The organism is Bradyrhizobium sp. Ai1a-2, assembly GCF_000426245.1.
In the GTDB taxonomy this organism is placed as follows: Bacteria; Pseudomonadota; Alphaproteobacteria; order Rhizobiales; family Xanthobacteraceae; genus Bradyrhizobium.
Genome location: NZ_AUEZ01000047.1, coordinates 19,596 through 34,906 on the forward strand (window position 1 = coordinate 19,596; position 15,311 = coordinate 34,906).

At 64.1% G+C, this 15,311-nt stretch carries 15 protein-coding genes; 3 read left to right on the forward strand and 12 right to left on the reverse strand.

Annotation, left to right across the window (positions count from 1 at the left end; genetic code table 11):
- Positions 1 to 3: 3 nt before the first annotated feature.
- The 8 genes from K288_RS0126375 to K288_RS0126410 all read right to left on the reverse strand — a co-directional run bounded on the left by K288_RS0126375 (position 4) and on the right by K288_RS0126410 (position 7,256).
- A complete protein-coding gene (locus K288_RS0126375) occupies positions 4 to 702 on the reverse strand; it encodes a hypothetical protein (protein ID WP_043160762.1) in 699 nt (232 codons plus the stop codon).
- A 78-nt stretch (positions 703 to 780) separates the two neighbouring features.
- Complete coding sequence (locus tag K288_RS0126380) at positions 781 to 969, reverse strand: hypothetical protein (protein ID WP_027582273.1); 189 nt, start codon at positions 967 to 969, stop codon at positions 781 to 783.
- 156 nt (positions 970 to 1,125) lie between these two features.
- Positions 1,126 to 1,821, reverse strand: a complete 696-nt coding sequence (locus K288_RS0126385) for an ABC transporter ATP-binding protein (protein ID WP_027582274.1) — start codon at positions 1,819 to 1,821, stop codon at positions 1,126 to 1,128.
- Positions 1,821 to 2,570: an ABC transporter ATP-binding protein gene (locus K288_RS0126390; protein ID WP_027582275.1), complete on the reverse strand. Its 750-nt coding sequence runs from the start codon at positions 2,568 to 2,570 to the stop codon at positions 1,821 to 1,823. The genes K288_RS0126385 and K288_RS0126390 overlap by 1 nt, the downstream gene beginning before the upstream one ends.
- On the reverse strand, positions 2,567 to 3,871 hold the full coding sequence (locus K288_RS0126395) for a branched-chain amino acid ABC transporter permease (RefSeq protein WP_027582276.1): 1,305 nt from the start codon (positions 3,869 to 3,871) through the stop codon (positions 2,567 to 2,569). The genes K288_RS0126390 and K288_RS0126395 overlap by 4 nt, the downstream gene beginning before the upstream one ends.
- Positions 3,868 to 4,815: a branched-chain amino acid ABC transporter permease gene (locus tag K288_RS0126400; protein ID WP_027582277.1), complete on the reverse strand. Its 948-nt coding sequence runs from the start codon at positions 4,813 to 4,815 to the stop codon at positions 3,868 to 3,870. The genes K288_RS0126395 and K288_RS0126400 overlap by 4 nt, the downstream gene beginning before the upstream one ends.
- A gap of 256 nt (positions 4,816 to 5,071) precedes the next feature.
- Positions 5,072 to 6,304: a branched-chain amino acid ABC transporter substrate-binding protein gene (locus tag K288_RS0126405; RefSeq protein WP_027582278.1), complete on the reverse strand. Its 1,233-nt coding sequence runs from the start codon at positions 6,302 to 6,304 to the stop codon at positions 5,072 to 5,074.
- A gap of 238 nt (positions 6,305 to 6,542) precedes the next feature.
- Complete coding sequence (locus tag K288_RS0126410; RefSeq protein WP_027582279.1) at positions 6,543 to 7,256, reverse strand: hypothetical protein; 714 nt, start codon at positions 7,254 to 7,256, stop codon at positions 6,543 to 6,545.
- A gap of 358 nt (positions 7,257 to 7,614) precedes the next feature.
- Between K288_RS0126410 and K288_RS0126415 the strand changes: the two genes are divergently transcribed.
- Positions 7,615 to 8,337 (forward strand): DUF2147 domain-containing protein, encoded by a 723-nt coding sequence (locus K288_RS0126415; protein ID WP_027582280.1) that lies wholly within the window; start codon positions 7,615 to 7,617, stop codon positions 8,335 to 8,337.
- A 203-nt stretch (positions 8,338 to 8,540) separates the two neighbouring features.
- On the forward strand, positions 8,541 to 9,839 hold the full coding sequence (locus K288_RS46595; protein ID WP_043160751.1) for a FecR domain-containing protein: 1,299 nt from the start codon (positions 8,541 to 8,543) through the stop codon (positions 9,837 to 9,839).
- Positions 9,840 to 9,854: 15 nt separating this feature from the next.
- Here the strand turns inward: K288_RS46595 and K288_RS50210 are convergent, their stop codons facing one another.
- The gene (locus tag K288_RS50210) at positions 9,855 to 10,592 is read right to left on the reverse strand and encodes an NUDIX hydrolase (RefSeq protein WP_043160753.1); all 738 of its coding nucleotides are present in this window, start codon (positions 10,590 to 10,592) and stop codon (positions 9,855 to 9,857) included.
- Between the two features lie 174 nt (positions 10,593 to 10,766).
- Complete coding sequence (asd, locus tag K288_RS0126430; RefSeq protein WP_027582281.1) at positions 10,767 to 11,636, reverse strand: archaetidylserine decarboxylase; 870 nt, start codon at positions 11,634 to 11,636, stop codon at positions 10,767 to 10,769.
- A gap of 34 nt (positions 11,637 to 11,670) precedes the next feature.
- Here asd and K288_RS0126435 point away from each other — a divergent pair, with 34 nt between their 5' ends.
- Positions 11,671 to 13,335 carry an aminotransferase class III-fold pyridoxal phosphate-dependent enzyme gene (locus tag K288_RS0126435; RefSeq protein WP_027582282.1) on the forward strand — a complete coding sequence of 555 codons (1,665 nt, stop codon included), beginning with the start codon at positions 11,671 to 11,673 and terminating at the stop codon, positions 13,333 to 13,335.
- Positions 13,336 to 13,598: 263 nt separating this feature from the next.
- On the opposite strand, the gene K288_RS0126440 is transcribed toward K288_RS0126435, so the two are convergent.
- Both K288_RS0126440 and K288_RS0126445 read right to left on the reverse strand, forming a co-directional pair.
- On the reverse strand, positions 13,599 to 14,228 hold the full coding sequence (locus K288_RS0126440) for a membrane protein (protein ID WP_027582283.1): 630 nt from the start codon (positions 14,226 to 14,228) through the stop codon (positions 13,599 to 13,601).
- 281 nt (positions 14,229 to 14,509) lie between these two features.
- Positions 14,510 to 15,202, reverse strand: a complete 693-nt coding sequence (locus tag K288_RS0126445; RefSeq protein WP_027582284.1) for a methyltransferase domain-containing protein — start codon at positions 15,200 to 15,202, stop codon at positions 14,510 to 14,512.
- Positions 15,203 to 15,311 lie beyond the last annotated feature (109 nt).

Here is a 15,311-nt window from a genome sequence, read left to right on the forward strand (position 1 = left end):
GCGCTACTCTTCCGGCGACAGACGGACGATCTGCCGCCCGCCATTCATCGCCTTGAGATTGTTGACGTACTCCTCAGGCCGCTGCCAGCGGTGAGGAACCTTCAATCCCATGAAGCTCGCGATCTCGCCGATAAACCCGGTGCAATTGAACGTTTCGGCGTTCCAGACTGGTGAATTTGCCTGAAGCTTCTTGATGTACGCGAAAACGCGCTGTGCGTCCGCCTCATTCAAATAAACGCGATAGTTGGCGGTCAGGTACTCCGGATCGAGATCCCCATAGCTAGCCCCAGTCTCGGACGGCACCAACGTCATATGACCGATCACATAGGCAGCAGTGTCTCCCGCAGGGGTGAGGCCCGCGACGTTAACCGCCTGCTCGCTTGTCTTACCGTACCAGACGAAAGCGTGTCCCCAGCTCGCCGCGGTTCTGGCTCTGAAATCGACGTAGTACGGACCCTTTGCGGGTGCCGACGTCGACGCCGACTTTCGGGTCGACCGTGGCGCCGGCTGCGACTCAACGGCCGTGTCATTGGAGACAAGCGCATTCGCATTGGCGATGCGCTTGTTCACCTCCCGATTCTGGGAAACGACACGCTCCAAACGGGTGCGAGCGCCAGCTTCCTGAGCGGAAGCCGACTGGACGATGGCCGGGAGCAAAACCGCGAGCGTCAATCCCGCGAGTAGGTATCGTCCTGATCTCATCAGGCTGTTTGCCACGCTTTGCCCCCTTACACCGTCAACGATAAAGCTCAGATTCGGCGAGAGCCGAGTCAGTATCGGTCAGTAACGCGGCGCTACGAGGGGCGTCTTGCCGATGGGCGCCTTCCCGACCGGGCTCTTGCCAATCGGCATCTTGCCGACCGGAGCCGCCGGATAGGCGGGCACGGGCTCCCGGCGCGGCAGATCGGCCGCGCTGGCGGCAGTCACCATCACAAGGGTCACCCCAACTGCAATCACGATTTTCTTCACGGTACTTCTTCTCCCCAACTTAGACGGAACAAGGCGATCACCTATGCTCCCTCCGACCATGAACGTCGGAATGCGACCACAGTGCGGCAGATGGACCCATTCAAGGAATAGGTCCACAGTGCGACAGATATGACACACAGGGGACCTCTCGGGCCTCTAAACTTCGAGCCATTCCTTGCGGATGGCCTCGTTGGCCTTGAGTTCGTCGGGCGTGCCTTCGAACACGATGCGGCCATGGCCCATGATGTAAACTCGATGTGAAATCCGAAGCGCGATGGACAGCTTCTGCTCGACCAGCAGGATCGCCACGCCCGCCTTCGCGATATGCGCGATCAGGTCGCCCACCTGGTGCACGATCAGCGGGGCCAATCCTTCCGTGGGCTCATCGATCATGATGAGTTCGGGATCTCCCATCAGCGTCCGGCAGGTGGTCAGCATCTGCTTTTCGCCGCCAGACAGCACGCCGGCGGGCGTATCGGCGCGTGCCGCAAGGTTGGGGAACATGTCAAGCATGTCCTGCAGCCGCCATTTGCCGGGCCGGCGCGTGTTCTTGATGCCGAGCAGGAGATTCTGACGGACCGTCAGCCCGGGGAAGATATCGCGATGCTCGGGCACATAACCTAGCCCCAGGCGGGCGATCTTGTGGCTCGGCAGCCCGGCGATGTCCTGCCCCTTGAAGCGGATGGTGCCCTGGGGCGGCACCTCGCCCATGATCGCCTTGACGGTGGTGGAGCGGCCGACGCCGTTGCGGCCAAGCAGGCTCACCACTTCGCCGGCGGAGATCGAAAGGTCGACTCCCTGGAGGATGTGGCTCTTGCCGTAATAGGCGTGCAGATCCCTGACTTCGAGCATCAGTGCGCCTCTTCGCCGAGATAGGCTTCCTTGACCTTCGGGTCGGCCCGGATCTCCTCGGGCGTGCCGGAGGCGATGATGTGGCCGTAGACCAGGACCGAGATGCGGTCGGCAAGGCCGAACACCACGCTCATGTCGTGTTCGACGATCACGAGCGTGCGCCCCTCGGTGAGGCGACGAATCAGGGCGACGGCGCGCTCGGTTTCCGCGTGGCTCATGCCCGCGGTCGGCTCGTCCAGTATGATGACATTGGCGCCGCCTGCGATGGTGATGCCGATCTCGAGTTCGCGCTGTTCGGCGTAAGTGAGAAGTCCCGCCGGCACGTCGCGGCGGTGGCTCAGGTGAATATCCTCCAGGATCTCGGCGGTGCGCCGCCGCACCTCCGGCAGGCCGTCCACGTTCTTCCAGAACGCATAGCGGTGGCCGGTAGCCCAGAGCACGGCGCAGCGGACATTCTCCCACACCGTCATACGGGCGAATACGTTGGTCACCTGGAACGAGCGCGACAGGCCGCGCCGATTGATCTCGAACGGGCGCAGTCCCGAGATCACATCGCCATTCAGCCGGATCTCACCCGAGCTCGGGCTGAGATACCCGCTGATCAGGTTGAATGTCGTGGACTTGCCGGCGCCGTTGGGCCCGATGATGGCGTGGCGCTCACCCTGCGCGACGCTCAGATTCAGGTCCTGGATGATGCTCACATTGCCGAAGCGCTTTTCGACGGCACGAACTTCGATGGCTTGAGTCACGCGAGATACCCCCGGTCACGGGCGATGCCGGCGGCACGGTCCCAGGCCTCGGCGATGCGCCGCCAGGTGATGCGGGCAACGATGAAGCCGCCGACCACCAGCACGGCCGCTATGGCCCAGGTGGTGGGCGCGGTGGTGTTGAAGGGGATCCCGAGCAGCTTGACGATGTTGCCCTCGCCGCCGGTGACCGTGTAGCGCGCCACGGTCTCGATCGACAGGATGACACCGCAGGCCAGCGCCAGCGTCGGCAGCGCTGCGACCAGATAGGATGGGATCACCATGCCCAGCGTCCTGGCGCGGATCAGCGGCCGGTGCATCATCAGCAGGCCGGCAATGCCGCCCGGGGCGAACATCACGATGCCGATGAAGATGACGCCGAAATAGAGCTGCCACACGCTGGTCACGCTGGTCAGCCCGAGTTGCAGATAGGTCACGAGGATGGCACCCAGGATCGGACCGAAGAAGTAGGAGGCGCCGCCGATGAAAGTCGCGAACAGCACCATGCCTGACTGCACCGCGCCGAGATAGGCGGAGTTCGCGATCTCGAAATTGATGGCGGCGAGACCACCCGCGATGCCGGCAAAGAAGCCGGCAAAGCAGTAGGCGAGATAGCGGACGACGTGAGGATCGTAGCCGATGAACTCGACCCGCCCGGGGTTGTCGCGGACCGCGTTGCAGATGCGCCCCAGCGGCGTGCGGGTGAGCGCGTACATCGCGATCGCCGAGACCAGCACCCAGAACGCGATCAGATAATAGACCTGGATTTGCGGCCCGAAGGTCCAGCCGAAGATATGTGGCAGCGCCGTGCGGTCGGTGCTGATTCCGGATTCGCCACCGAACACGCTGCGCAGGATCAGCGAGGAGGATGCGACCAGTTCGCCGATGCCGAGCGAGATCATCGCGAACACCGTGCCGGCGCGCCGGGTCATGACCCAGCCGATCAGGAGCGCGAGAGCAAGCCCGCCGAGGCCGCCGAGCAGCGGGATCACGGGCAGCGGGATCAGCCAGCCGTGCGCGGTGACCGCATTCATGACATGGACGGCGGCAAAGCCGCCGAGGCCGTAATGAACCGCATGGCCGAACGACAGCAGCCCGGTCTCGCCAAGCAGGATGTTATAGGACAACGCGAAGATGATCGCGATGCCGATCAGGCTGAACGAGGTGAGCGAGCCGCCCGAGGAGAAGATCAGGGGCAAGGCGACGAGTGCGATCGCGGCGACCACCCACAGCCCATAGAAGCGCAGGTTCTGGCCGGACGACTTCGCGGCGATATCGGACGCGGAGGTGACGGTGCTGGTCATGTTTCGCGCGTCCCGAGAAGGCCCATGGGACGGACGATCAGGATCACCACCAGCAGCACATAGGGCAGAACCGGCGCGATCTGGGCGATCGTGACATTCCAGATATCGCTGAGGACCGAGGGCCCGATGCTCGGATCCAGCGGCCCGAATGTGCTGGCGAGCGAGCCGTTCAGCGCGACCGCGAAGGTCTGCACCAGCCCGATGAAGAGCGAAGCGATGAATGCGCCCGGCAGAGAACCAAGCCCGCCGAATACGATGACGACGAAGAGGATAGGGCCGAGCAAGGCGGCCATGTCGGATTGCGTCACCAGCGCGGGACCCGCGATGACGCCGGCGAGACCGGCCAGCGCGCTGCCGACGCCGAACACCAGCATGAACACCTGCCCGACATTATGGCCGAGATGCCCGACCATGTGGGGGTGCGTCAGCGCAGCCTCCACGATGAGTCCCACCCGGGTGCGCTTGAGCACAATCAACAGCGCGATGAAGATCAACACCGAGATCGCCAGCATGAAAATCTTGTAGGCGGGATAGTTGGTGGAGAAAATCGTGAAGGCCGGAAAATCGAGCGCCGCCGGCACCCGATAGTCCACCGGGCTCTTGCCCCAGATCATCGAGACGATTTCCTCGATGGCGAAAGCGAGTCCGAACGTCAGAAGCAATTCGGCGACATGTCCGTGCTTGTGGGTGTTGCGCAGTCCGTAACGCTCGACCGCCATGCCGACCGCGCCCACAAGCAGCGGCGCCAGCACCAGCGCAGGCCAGAATCCGATCCACTTCGTGAGCTGGTAGCCGAAGAACGCGCCCAGCATGTAAAAACTGGCGTGGGCGAAATTCAGCACGCCCATCATGCTGAAGATCACGGTCAGTCCGCTGGACAACAGGAACAACAGCATCCCGAACAGGACGCCATTGAGCGTAGAAATTACGATCAACTCAAGCACGGTTCATCCATTAGAGCGCGATGCTCTTAGATTCTTACCTCTCCCGCTTGCGGGGGAGGTCGGCGCGCCAGCGCCGGGTGGGGGCTCTCTCCCCACGGTCGGACAGTGTGAATCGCGGAGACACCCCCACCCCAGCCCTCCCCCGCAAGCGGGAGAGGGAGCGCAGCGGTCCCGCAGATGCATTTCGCAGCAACAGCCGGTGACGCTAACGTCCGTCCCGCTCCGGATATCCGGACCGGGACAGACGCCGCGCGCATCATGGCCGCGTCATCTTGCAGGTGGTCGGCAGCATGGTCTGTGGCGTGTCGATCTTTGCCACCATACGCCAGCCCCAGCCGGTGTTCTCCTCGTCGAACGGCTCCTTCTCGCTGCGGGCACCGAACGAGGAGATATAGATCGGCTGGAAGAACTGATGATCGTCCTTGCGCATCACGCCGCTGCCGCCATCGAGAACGTCGAACTTCAGGTCCTCGAGCGCGGCGGCGACCTTCACCGGATCGATCGAGTTGGCTTTTTCAGCGGCGGCCTTGAACATGCGCATCTCGTTCACCGCGCGCGGATACCAGAGCGACAGGCCGACCTTGGCGCGGAACGCCTTCTCGAATTCCATTGCCGCCGGGTTGTCCGAGTTCGGGATGCCTTCGCTGATCTGGAATACCTGATGATCGAGACCGGTCTGCTTGATCGCGGTCGGGCCGCCGGCGCCGCCGGCGTAGTAGGTGTACCAGTTGACCTTGAGCCCGGCGTCGGCGGCAGCCTTGAGCAGCAGCGCGAAATCCTGTCCCCAATTGCCGGTGACCACGCTATCGGCGCCTGACGCCTTGATCTTGGCGATATAGGGCGAGAAGTCGGTGATCTTGAGCAGCGGGTGCAGTTCGTCGCCGACGATCTGGACGTCGGGCCGCTTCTCTCCCAGCATCTTGCGTGCCTGAGTCCGCACCGACTGGCCGAACGAATAGTCCTGGTTGATCAGGTAGACTTTCTTGATGGCCGCGTTGCCCTTCATGTAGTTGGTGAGCGCTTCCATCTTGATGTCGGAGTTGGCATCCCAGCGGAAGTGCCAGAAGCTGCACTTCTCGTTGGTCATGCTCGGATCGACCGCGGCGTAGTTGAAGTAGAGCACTTCCTTGCCGGGGTTGCGCGTGTTGTGCTTGGTAACGAAGTCCTCCAATGCCGCGCCGACCGAGGAGCCGTTGCCCTGGGTGATGTAATGGGCGCCTGCATCGATCGCCTTCTGGGCCTGGATCAGGCTTTCCTGCGGATTGGTCTTATTGTCGAGCGGTATGATCTCGACTTTATGGCCGAGAATACCGCCCTTGGCGTTCAACTCATCGGCCAGATACTGGAATGTCTTCAGCCCGCCTTCACCAACACTGGCGCCACCTCCGGAGAGAGGATCGATGTAGCCGATCTTGACGGTCTCCTGTGCGTAGGCAGCACCACTGAGCATCGGCAGGGCCACGGCGATGACCCTCGTTAGTTTGAGCATTTTTCGTTTCCTCGCTTGCGTGTCGACTCTGGCGCCGGCATCTGTTGCACAGCACAATTTCGGTCATACTGAGCAGATTGATCCAGCGTTGACAAGTCCAGCGCCAAGCAGATTCGGCTACCGCGGCAGAATGGCTCGCGCGAGATGTTAGTGGCGCAACTCTATCGGTAGTTCGCTTGCCCTGATCTCGCAATCGCAAGGTGCGAGCCTGGCATTCCAGGGGAATGGGCGCGCGATCTCACGCGCGAAACTCACGTCGGTAGAGGCCGGGTTCGCCACCGATGCGGTTGGTGAGGTCGTGCGCCCGCTGCGTCTCCTCGGCGGTGAACGGCACGATGCGCGCCGTCCAGCTCTCGCGCTTGATCGGAATGCATTGCGCGATCGGCGTGCCCTTCGGCAGCACGCCGCAGAAATTCACGTCGTGCCAATAGGCAGGAAAGTGAATCCAGTTGTCGTGATAGCGGTCGCAATCAACGAGGCCCGTTAGCGTGGTGAATGGCAGGTCGGGGCGATTGAAGGGATGCGTGAACAGCACCGCATAGCCCTCAGGCGCTTCGATCGTCCATAGATTGTGGAATTTGATCAGGAAGCGATCGGCCTCGAACAAGGGCGTCCCGGTCACCTGGCTGGCATCATGAAAGCCGATCGGCGAACGCGTGAAGCTGGCCGAGCCGCCCGGCGGCAGCTCGTTGTCCCAGGTGATCTCGCCGTTCTCGAATTTGAGATCGCACATCAGCGGGATCAGGAAGCCTGATGTCATGGCGTCGACAAAGGGCGGACAGCGCTTGACGGTGTTTTCTTCGCGCAGGTTGATCGCGTTGAACGCCTGCGCCGGCATCGTCCGAAGCCAGTCCGGCAACCCAAGGCCGGCTCGGATCGGCGGTGGCAACACGCCCTCCAATTCGGCGGGGCAGCGGAAGGTCAGTGTCTGGGAGAGATCGGGGTCGGGCACTTTTCTTGGTTATCAATGCATGCGCTGTCGCCAGCTCGGCGCGCGACCAGGCTGCGCATTTCCAGAATCCGCGACATACTGCCACATGCACGATCGGACAGAAGATGGCGAGGCATGAAGCCTGCCATGCGTTTGGCACGCCGAACATGAACTGTCGGTAATGCGACGGTGCCCACCGACCGCGTCGTTTCGGTAGCGCCGCGATCGGCCTCCTCGCGCGGCTGTGATGAGAGTGACCAATGCAACGCCCGATGGGTGCCCGGACGACTCTGTGACATCAGTCACAGAGCCTTGTCATCGCAGCACATAGGGTGCGGACACGTTCGGCTCACCGTTTACGCCGCCCGAGGAGGCTCTCATGAAGAAGCTCGTTACGATCGCCGCGCTGCTGATGGCCACCACCGCCGCCCATGCCGGCAACGGCGTCACCTTCCAGCTCAACGGCGAACGCATCCACATCGAAGCGCCGCGCAATTGCGACTCGCTGTCCTGCATCAAGATCACCGCCCCGGGCTTCAAGGGCTCTCTCGGCAACATCGACCTCAAGGGTCTTGGCTCCAGTAAGGGCGATGATGAGGACGTCGCCGGCTCGACGCCTGCGCCCGCCCGCGCTCCAGTCCAGGTGGCGGCTCCTGCGCCTGTGCCGACCACGCCAGCTGCAACGACGACTACCGCGCCGAACACCACTGTCGCGACCGCCGCGCCATCGCATTCCGTCGGGTTCGACCAGCCGACGCCCGTCCCCGCTCCGGCTCCCGTCCCGGCCGCGCCCGCTCCAGTTGCCGCCGCGCCGGCACCGACAACGCCGATCGGCATCTGGGCCACCGAAGAGAACAAGGGCAACGTTCGCATCGAGCAATGCGGCCAGAACCTCTGCGGCTACGCCGTGAACACCGGCGAAAGGATCCTGATCAACATGAAGCCGGAAGGCGCGAAGTGGACCGGCCGCATCCATGATCCCGACAGCGGCCGCAACTACGACTCGACGATCGCGATGAAGGGCGTGAACGCACTGCGCGTCCAGGGCTGCGCCTTCGGCGGCATGTTCTGCGGCGGCCAGACCTGGAAGCGCGTGAGCTGATCGCTGCCCACATCGTCATTGCGAGCCAACGGGTCGCGCCCGTTGGCTCGCAATGACGGCGTAGAGCGCCGTGTTATTCCGGGTTCGTGCTTCGCACGCCCCGGAATGACGGCTGAAGGATGGCGCACCCATTCATACGGTGTTCAGCACGGCGCAGCTGATATTGCCGCCCTCGCCTGTCTTGATCTCTCCGGGAATCTCTTGTGACGCGGCGCCGCCACTCTTTCGCACTTCTGTTTGCGATCGGATTGTTGTTGAGCGGCGCGCCCAATTCGCCGGCCGCAGCCGACTCGATGCAACTCGCGCAGGCGCAGCCTTTGCCAGTTCCGTCGCAGGCTCCGGCCGCACCGGCCGCTCCGACTCCCGCAGCGCCGACGCAAGATGCGCAGCAAGCCGCCGCCGAGCCGATCGGCAATGTCGCCGATCTCACCGGCAGCGCCAGCGTTATCAGAAACAACGCGACGACGGCGCTGCAGATCAGGGACGACATCTTTGCCGGCGACGTCGTGGAGACACAGGCCAAGTCGGCACTCGGCATCACCTTCAACGATGCCACCACGTTCAAGCTGTCGGCGAGCGCCAGGATCACGATCGACAAATATGTCTACGACGAAGGCGGCAAAAGCAACGCCGCGCTGTTCGACGTCGTCAAGGGCACGCTCGCCTTCGTTGCCGCCAGCGTCGCCAAGACCGGCGACATGCGGATATCAACGCCGACCGCAACGCTCGGCATTCGCGGCACCACCGGTCTGGTCGAGGTGCCCGAAGGCGCGACCGCGACATCCAACAACGTCGCCATCAAGCTTTATCCCGATGCCGACGGCCGCGTTGGCCGGATCGAGATCAACGACCGCGGCGGCGCGCAGCTGGGAACACTGACGCGCGGCGCCAGCGGCTTCACGATCCGGCCGGACGGTGTCGGCGGAGCGCGCTTCACCGCGGTGCCGCTGACGATATCTGCGCTGCAGATCCAGCGCGACCGCGGCTTCGTCCGCCAGCTTCACACCACGCAGAATTTCGGCCGGCAGCTCGTGGGCGAGCAGCGCGCGTTCCGCCGCGCCAATCCGGGCGTGCCCTATCCGAACCGCGGCCAGCCGTTCCGGCCGGGCCCGCAGCGGCAGAATATGTTGCCGGGCCAGCAGAACCGTCCGGGCCAACGGCAACCGGGCGCGCCTGACCGGCAGGGCTTGCAGCAGCGTCCCGGCGGACCGCAGCAGGCGGGTCCGTCGCGCACCGATCAGCACACGCTACCCGGACAACCCGGCGGCACTCCGCTCCCGCGTACCGGACAGCAGGGTGCCCCGCGGCAAAGCGCAGAGCCGTCACGCGCGCCGCAGCGGATTGGGCAGCCGCCCTCGATCCGCGAGGGACAACCGCGACAGGGTGGATTCAGGCAAGGTGCCCCCGGCGTGCAACGACCCGGATTGCTGAATCGCCCAACGGTGCAACCGCGACGGCAACTTCCATTGAGGGACGGCAGGAGAGAGCGGCGCGGCGATTGAACAGTTCGCGCGCGCTCAGGCCGCGCGGCCGAACCAGTCTCTGACGCGCTGGATCAGGTTCCTGCGAGGTGCATGTGACGGCCGCATCGGTACCGCGTCGATCACGACAGGCTCAATCTCCGGAGCAAACGGCGGCGGGATCTCGCTCTCCGGCGCAGGAGCAGAGATCGCAGGCTCCACCGCCTCGGTGATAGAGAGCGGCTCCTCCTGCGCGACGGGCGCATCGAGCTGGGCGGGCTCGGGCGCAGTGGTCGGTTCGCTGACCGATGGCGGCGGCGTGACCGTACGGCGGGGCCGCCGCGTTGCCGGCTTGGCCGCCTTCCGCCGCGTGGCTCCGCTGAGGGCCGCGGCCTGCAGCGCGATCGGGCCGACGTTCTCAAGGAAGGCGCGCTCGTGATCGCGCGACAGCCGTTCAAGCGCGTCCTCAAGCGGCAGCCAATCGACCGCCTTGATGTCGTACATCAATTCGTAAGCCTGCTCGTCGCCCGCTTCCATGCGCCAGTAGTGCACGACCTTGAAGCGGCCGCCGGAGTCGTAGACCAGCGTGCCCAGGAATTCGTGCACGGACACCTCCTGCCCGGTCTCTTCCAGCACCTCGCGCTCGGCGGCCGCGCGCGGCGTCTCGCCGTCGTCGAGCTTGCCTTTGGGCAGCACCCATTCGTTCCGCTTGCGCAGGCGCACGACCGCTATCAGCGGCGTCGCTTGCCGCCGCAGCACAATGCCTCCCGCCGCCAGAACGGGCGTCCGCGCCATCTTTGCTCCCGAATTGCCCGAATGCCGAATCGTGTCGGGAGCATATAGGAGCTTCCGGCAGCAAAATCGAGATTGGATCTTCCGTCATTGCGAGGAGCGACAGCGACGAAGCAATCCACGTTTCAGCAAGTGGCAGCATGGATTGCTTCGCTCCGGGGAGCCGCGTGCGTGGCTCTACGCTGATGGTTTCCTGAGCAGCGGCTCGCCGGCGCGGATGCGGGCGCCGTCGGTAACATTGTCGCAAAACTCGAAATGATCGGGGGTGAGCACGATGATGGTGGAGCCGTGCTCGAACCAGCCGAGTTCGTCGCCCTTGTGCGCGCTGGCGTCGCAGGGGAACGTGACCGGGCCCTTGGTCTGCGCATTCAGCGTGCGATCGAGGAAATGCAGCCGGATGCTCGCGACCAGGATCGCTGCGACCGGCACCAGCGTCAGCGGCTCGCCGGTGGAGAGCCGAGCTTCAAGCACCGCACGCTCGTTCTTGCAGAACAGCCGCTCGACCCGCTTCAGCGCGATCGGATTGACGTTCCAGACGTCGCCATGGATGAAGGTGACCTTCTCGATCCGGCAATCCGCGGGCGCATGGAACCTGTGATACATGCTCGAGGTCAGCCGCAAGGTGACGAAGCGCCCGTTACGGTGCTGCTCGACCAGCGCGGGATCGCCGAGCAGGTCGAGGAGCGCATAGGGCGCGCCCTTGATTTGGAACAGCCTAGTGTCCTCGATCCGCCCATGCGCGCCGATGATGGCATCCGACGGGCTGGCGATGACGGCGGGGGCGGGATCGAACGGGCGCAGCCCGGGCCGGAGTTCGCGCGTGAAACAATCATGCAGGCTCTTGAATTCGGTCTTCCTGGCCTCCGACAAATCGAGGTCGGAGAACAGCCGCCAGCAGGCGATCGAGAGGTCCCGCACCACCGGGTTCTCGATCTTGGAGAACCAACCCATGAAGCGGGTCACGGCCGCCCGCGGGATGCGGTTGGTCAGCAGGAAATTCAGGTCCTCCTGCTGGGTTATCGACGAAATCAGGCCGCGGACTGTCATGAATCTGTTAGCTGGCGACGTTAGCGCTTCTGGCATGGAAACATCCCTTCCGATTCTCTCGCTGTCCGCCGCCGCGATCGCCGGCGCCGCCGCAGCCTTCCCCAAGATTCAGGCCCGCCTGGCGCTGTCGCGCGCCAAGCATCGCTCGCTGACCGGACATTCCAAAATGTCCAAGATGGTCGCGCGGCTGGTACCCCACTACGAATTCGATATCGACAAATTCTTCGCCGTCGACGGCGCGCCGCGCGAAATCGCGATGCAGCGGCAGGACGGCTTCTTCCGCCTCGCCGGCCTCTACGCCCAGCGCTATGCCAGGGGCCGGCAGATGACGGCGGAGGCCGCGCAGCACATCTCCGACCTGCAGTTCACCGAGAGCTACCGCGTGCCGTTCCAGTTCAGCCGGCTGGTGCGCGAGCATCTGAGCACCAGCTCCTTCATGGAGTCGTCCTCGGGCGTCACCGTTACCGATGTCGACGGCAATGTGTCTTACGACCTCACCGGCTCCTACGGCGTCAACATCTTCGGCAACGACTTCTACAAGGAGTGCATCGCCGAGGGTGAGAAGCGCGCGCACGCGCTCGGCCCGGTGCTCGGCCCCTACCACCCTGTTATCCTCGACAACGTCAAACGGCTGTGCGCGATCTCGGGCCTCGACGAGGTCTCGTTCCACATGTCCGGCACCGAAGCGGTGATGCAGGCCGTGCGGCTGGCGCGCTACCACACCCGCCGCACGCATCTCGTCCGCTTCGCCGGCGCCTATCACGGCTGGTGGGGCGACGTGCAGCCCGGCGTCGGCAACCCGGTCTCGCCGCACGAGACCTATACGCTCGCGGACATGTCGGAAAAGACGCTGCACGTGCTGCGCACGCGGCGCGACATCGCCTGCGTGCTGGTCAATCCGCTGCAGGCGTTGCATCCGAATGCCAATGCACCCGGCGATTCCGCCCTGGTGGACAGCTCCCGCGGCAGCAAGTTCGATCGCGCCGCCTATACCGAATGGCTGAAGAAGCTGCGCGAGGTCTGCACCGAGCGCGGCATCGTGCTGATCTTCGACGAGGTGTTCGTCGGCTTCCGGATCGCGGCCGGCGGCGCGCAGGAATATTTCGGCGTGCGCGCCGACATGGTGACCTACGGCAAGAGCCTGGCCGGCGGCCTGCCCGTCGGCGTGGTCTGCGGCCGCAAGGACCTGATGCGGCGCTTCCGCGACGACAAGCCCGCCGACGTCTGCTTCGCCCGCGGCACCTTCAATTCGCATCCCTACGTGATGACGGCGATGGACGAGTTCCTGAGCCGGCTCGCCAGCCCGAATTTCCGTTCGGTCTATAACGGGCTGGACGAGACCTGGAACGGCCGTGCCAAGCAGCTCAACGACCGGCTGACTGCGGCGGAGCTCCCGGTCCGCGTCGCCAATTTCTCGTCGATCTGGACCGTCCATTACACCGAGCCGTCCCGGTACAATTGGATGCTGCAATATTACCTGCGCGCCGAAGGGCTGGCGCTGAGCTGGGTCGGCACCGGGCGCCTGATCTTCGGCCTGAACACCAGCGACGCCGATTTCACGGAGGTCGCCGATCGCTTCGTTGCCGCTTGCGAGAAGATGAAGCGCGACAGCTGGTGGTGGCAGAAGCCCGGCGTCACCAACAAGGACATCAAGCGGCAGATCCTGCGCGAGATGCTCGCCGGGAAGTTCGGGCGGTAGAGCGAGATGCTTCACCTCTCCCGCTTGCGGGAGAGGTCGGCGCGTAGCGCCGGGTGAGGGCTCTCTCCCCACGATCGAACAGCGCGAATCGCGGTGGCACCCCCACCCCGGCCCTCCCCCGCAAGCGGGAGAGGGGGAGCAGCGTCGATCGCGGATGCCCGGAATGACGGCGCCAGTGACAGGGCCAGAGACAAGGATGCCCGGGACGAGCCCGGGCATGACGCAAGTGAACACAGCGAAGTCAATCTTTTGGCAGCAGGCGCTCAGGCGTGCTTCTCTTCCAATTCGCCGGCGAGGTGAAGGCCGGGATCGATCAGCTCGCCCTTGAGGAGCGCGAGCGGCGCCTTGTGGTAGAGCTTCAGGTCGTGGAAGGGGTCGGTGATGATCTTGGTCATCCAGACGAGGCCGGTCTCGATGTCGCGGATGAAGAACAGGTGCACGGTGCGGAACAGGAGCCCGCCGATGCCGACCGCGAGCCAGATCTTGGCGACCTGACGGGTGAAGTCAGCAACCGTCTCCCAGGGGGCGAACAGGCCGAACAGGGTCGGATCGGCGAGGAGCACCAGCGGCGAGAAGCCCCAGATCGCCATCAGCACCACCTTGCGCTGCAGGTTGTAGCCGACCTTGATCTCTTCCTTGTGCTCGTGGGTTGCCTGGTTGATGTGGTCGTAGCCACGGGGCTCGAAGAAGAAGTGACCGGCCTGGCGCGAGGTCATGGAGACCAGCCAGCCGACCAGCGCCGAGATCGCCGGATCGAAGAACAGCATCACATAGGCGAACACGAAGCTCAGGGCGCTGACGAAGTGCAGGCTCTGATTGATCCGGCTGTGATGATAGTAGCGGTGGTCGTCCCAGCGCTGGGTACGCAGTTCCTGCAGAAAATTCTTGATCATTCGTTCCCCCAAAAAGGCTTTCGGGACGTTGGTTACAGGGATTCGATGTACGCCGTGTGACATCATCATAATGACATATGACAGTGCGCAGCGACGCGGTGACGCAACGAGGCGAGGCGATCGTCTTCCCTCATCCTGAGGAGCTTGCGCGAGCCAAGCGTCTCGAAGGATGAGGCGCGGACGAGCACCGCGGCCTCATGGTTCTCCAGGCGAGGCGAAGCTTCGTCCGGAGACGGCGCCAAGGCGCCCCCTCACCATGAGGGTCGGCAGATGCAGGCGAGTTAGGCGGCCTTGGCCACCTCAGCCTTGCGGAAGCGGACCAGCGAGAAATGGCCGAGCGGCGGGATCAGGCGACGCTCCGCCAGCTCAATGCCCTTGGCGCCGGCAAGCCACTTGGTGTAGCGCGACCAGGCGAACTCCGCGGTGCGGAAGCCGAGCGGACGCACGACCGGCTGCAGCCTCTGCTCGATGAAGCGGCGCACGCCGGCATCGGCGCTGACGCGGGTCAGGATGATGAGCTCGCCGCCCGGGCGCAGCACGCGTGCGAATTCATCGAGCGCGGCTTCCGGATTCGGCACTGCGGTGACGACATATTGCGCCATCACCACGTCAAACGAGTTGTCGGGAAATTCGAGCTTCTCGGCGTCCATCACCGCGAGCCCTTCGATATTCTTCAGGCCGAGCTCGGCCACGCGCTTCTTCGCCTTGTCCAGCATCGCTTCCGAAATATCGGTGCCGAAGATGCGGACATGCGGCGCGTAAAGCGGCAGCGAGATGCCGGTGCCGACGCCGACCTCGAGCACACGGCCGCCGATCTTGTTGGTGGCCTGGATCGCCGCGGCCCGGCCCTTCTTGAACACGCCGCCGAACACGAGGTCGTAGACCGGAGCCCAGCGGTCGTAAGCCTGCTCGACCGTCTCACGATCAAAATCCAACTGGCTGCTTCCGTCGAGTTTGATGATGTTATCTGCCATCGAAGATACGCCTTCTAGTTCCAGAGCGGGGACGACCCTTCGGCGAAGCGTCGTCCCGCTCTCTCCTCTTGTTTAAGCATGATCTCTTCGGAAAACCGGTTCCCGGTTT

Excerpts from the sequence above, each read along its gene's own strand:
- asd (WP_027582281.1), bottom strand. The coding sequence starts at position 11,636 with ATGACAGTCCGCGGCCTGATTTCGTCGATAACCCAGCAGGAGGACCTG.
- K288_RS0126445 (WP_027582284.1), bottom strand. The coding sequence starts at position 15,202 with ATGGCAGATAACATCATCAAACTCGACGGAAGCAGCCAGTTGGATTTT.
- K288_RS0126375 (WP_043160762.1), bottom strand. The coding sequence starts at position 702 with ATGAGATCAGGACGATACCTACTCGCGGGATTGACGCTCGCGGTTTTG.
- K288_RS0126405 (WP_027582278.1), bottom strand. The coding sequence starts at position 6,304 with ATGCTCAAACTAACGAGGGTCATCGCCGTGGCCCTGCCGATGCTCAGT.
- K288_RS0126395 (WP_027582276.1), bottom strand. The coding sequence starts at position 3,871 with ATGACCAGCACCGTCACCTCCGCGTCCGATATCGCCGCGAAGTCGTCC.
- K288_RS0126435 (WP_027582282.1), top strand. The coding sequence starts at position 11,671 with ATGGAAACATCCCTTCCGATTCTCTCGCTGTCCGCCGCCGCGATCGCC.
- K288_RS50210 (WP_043160753.1), bottom strand. The coding sequence starts at position 10,592 with ATGGCGCGGACGCCCGTTCTGGCGGCGGGAGGCATTGTGCTGCGGCGG.
- K288_RS0126415 (WP_027582280.1), top strand. The coding sequence starts at position 7,615 with ATGAAGAAGCTCGTTACGATCGCCGCGCTGCTGATGGCCACCACCGCC.
- K288_RS0126385 (WP_027582274.1), bottom strand. The coding sequence starts at position 1,821 with ATGCTCGAAGTCAGGGATCTGCACGCCTATTACGGCAAGAGCCACATC.
- K288_RS0126440 (WP_027582283.1), bottom strand. The coding sequence starts at position 14,228 with ATGATCAAGAATTTTCTGCAGGAACTGCGTACCCAGCGCTGGGACGAC.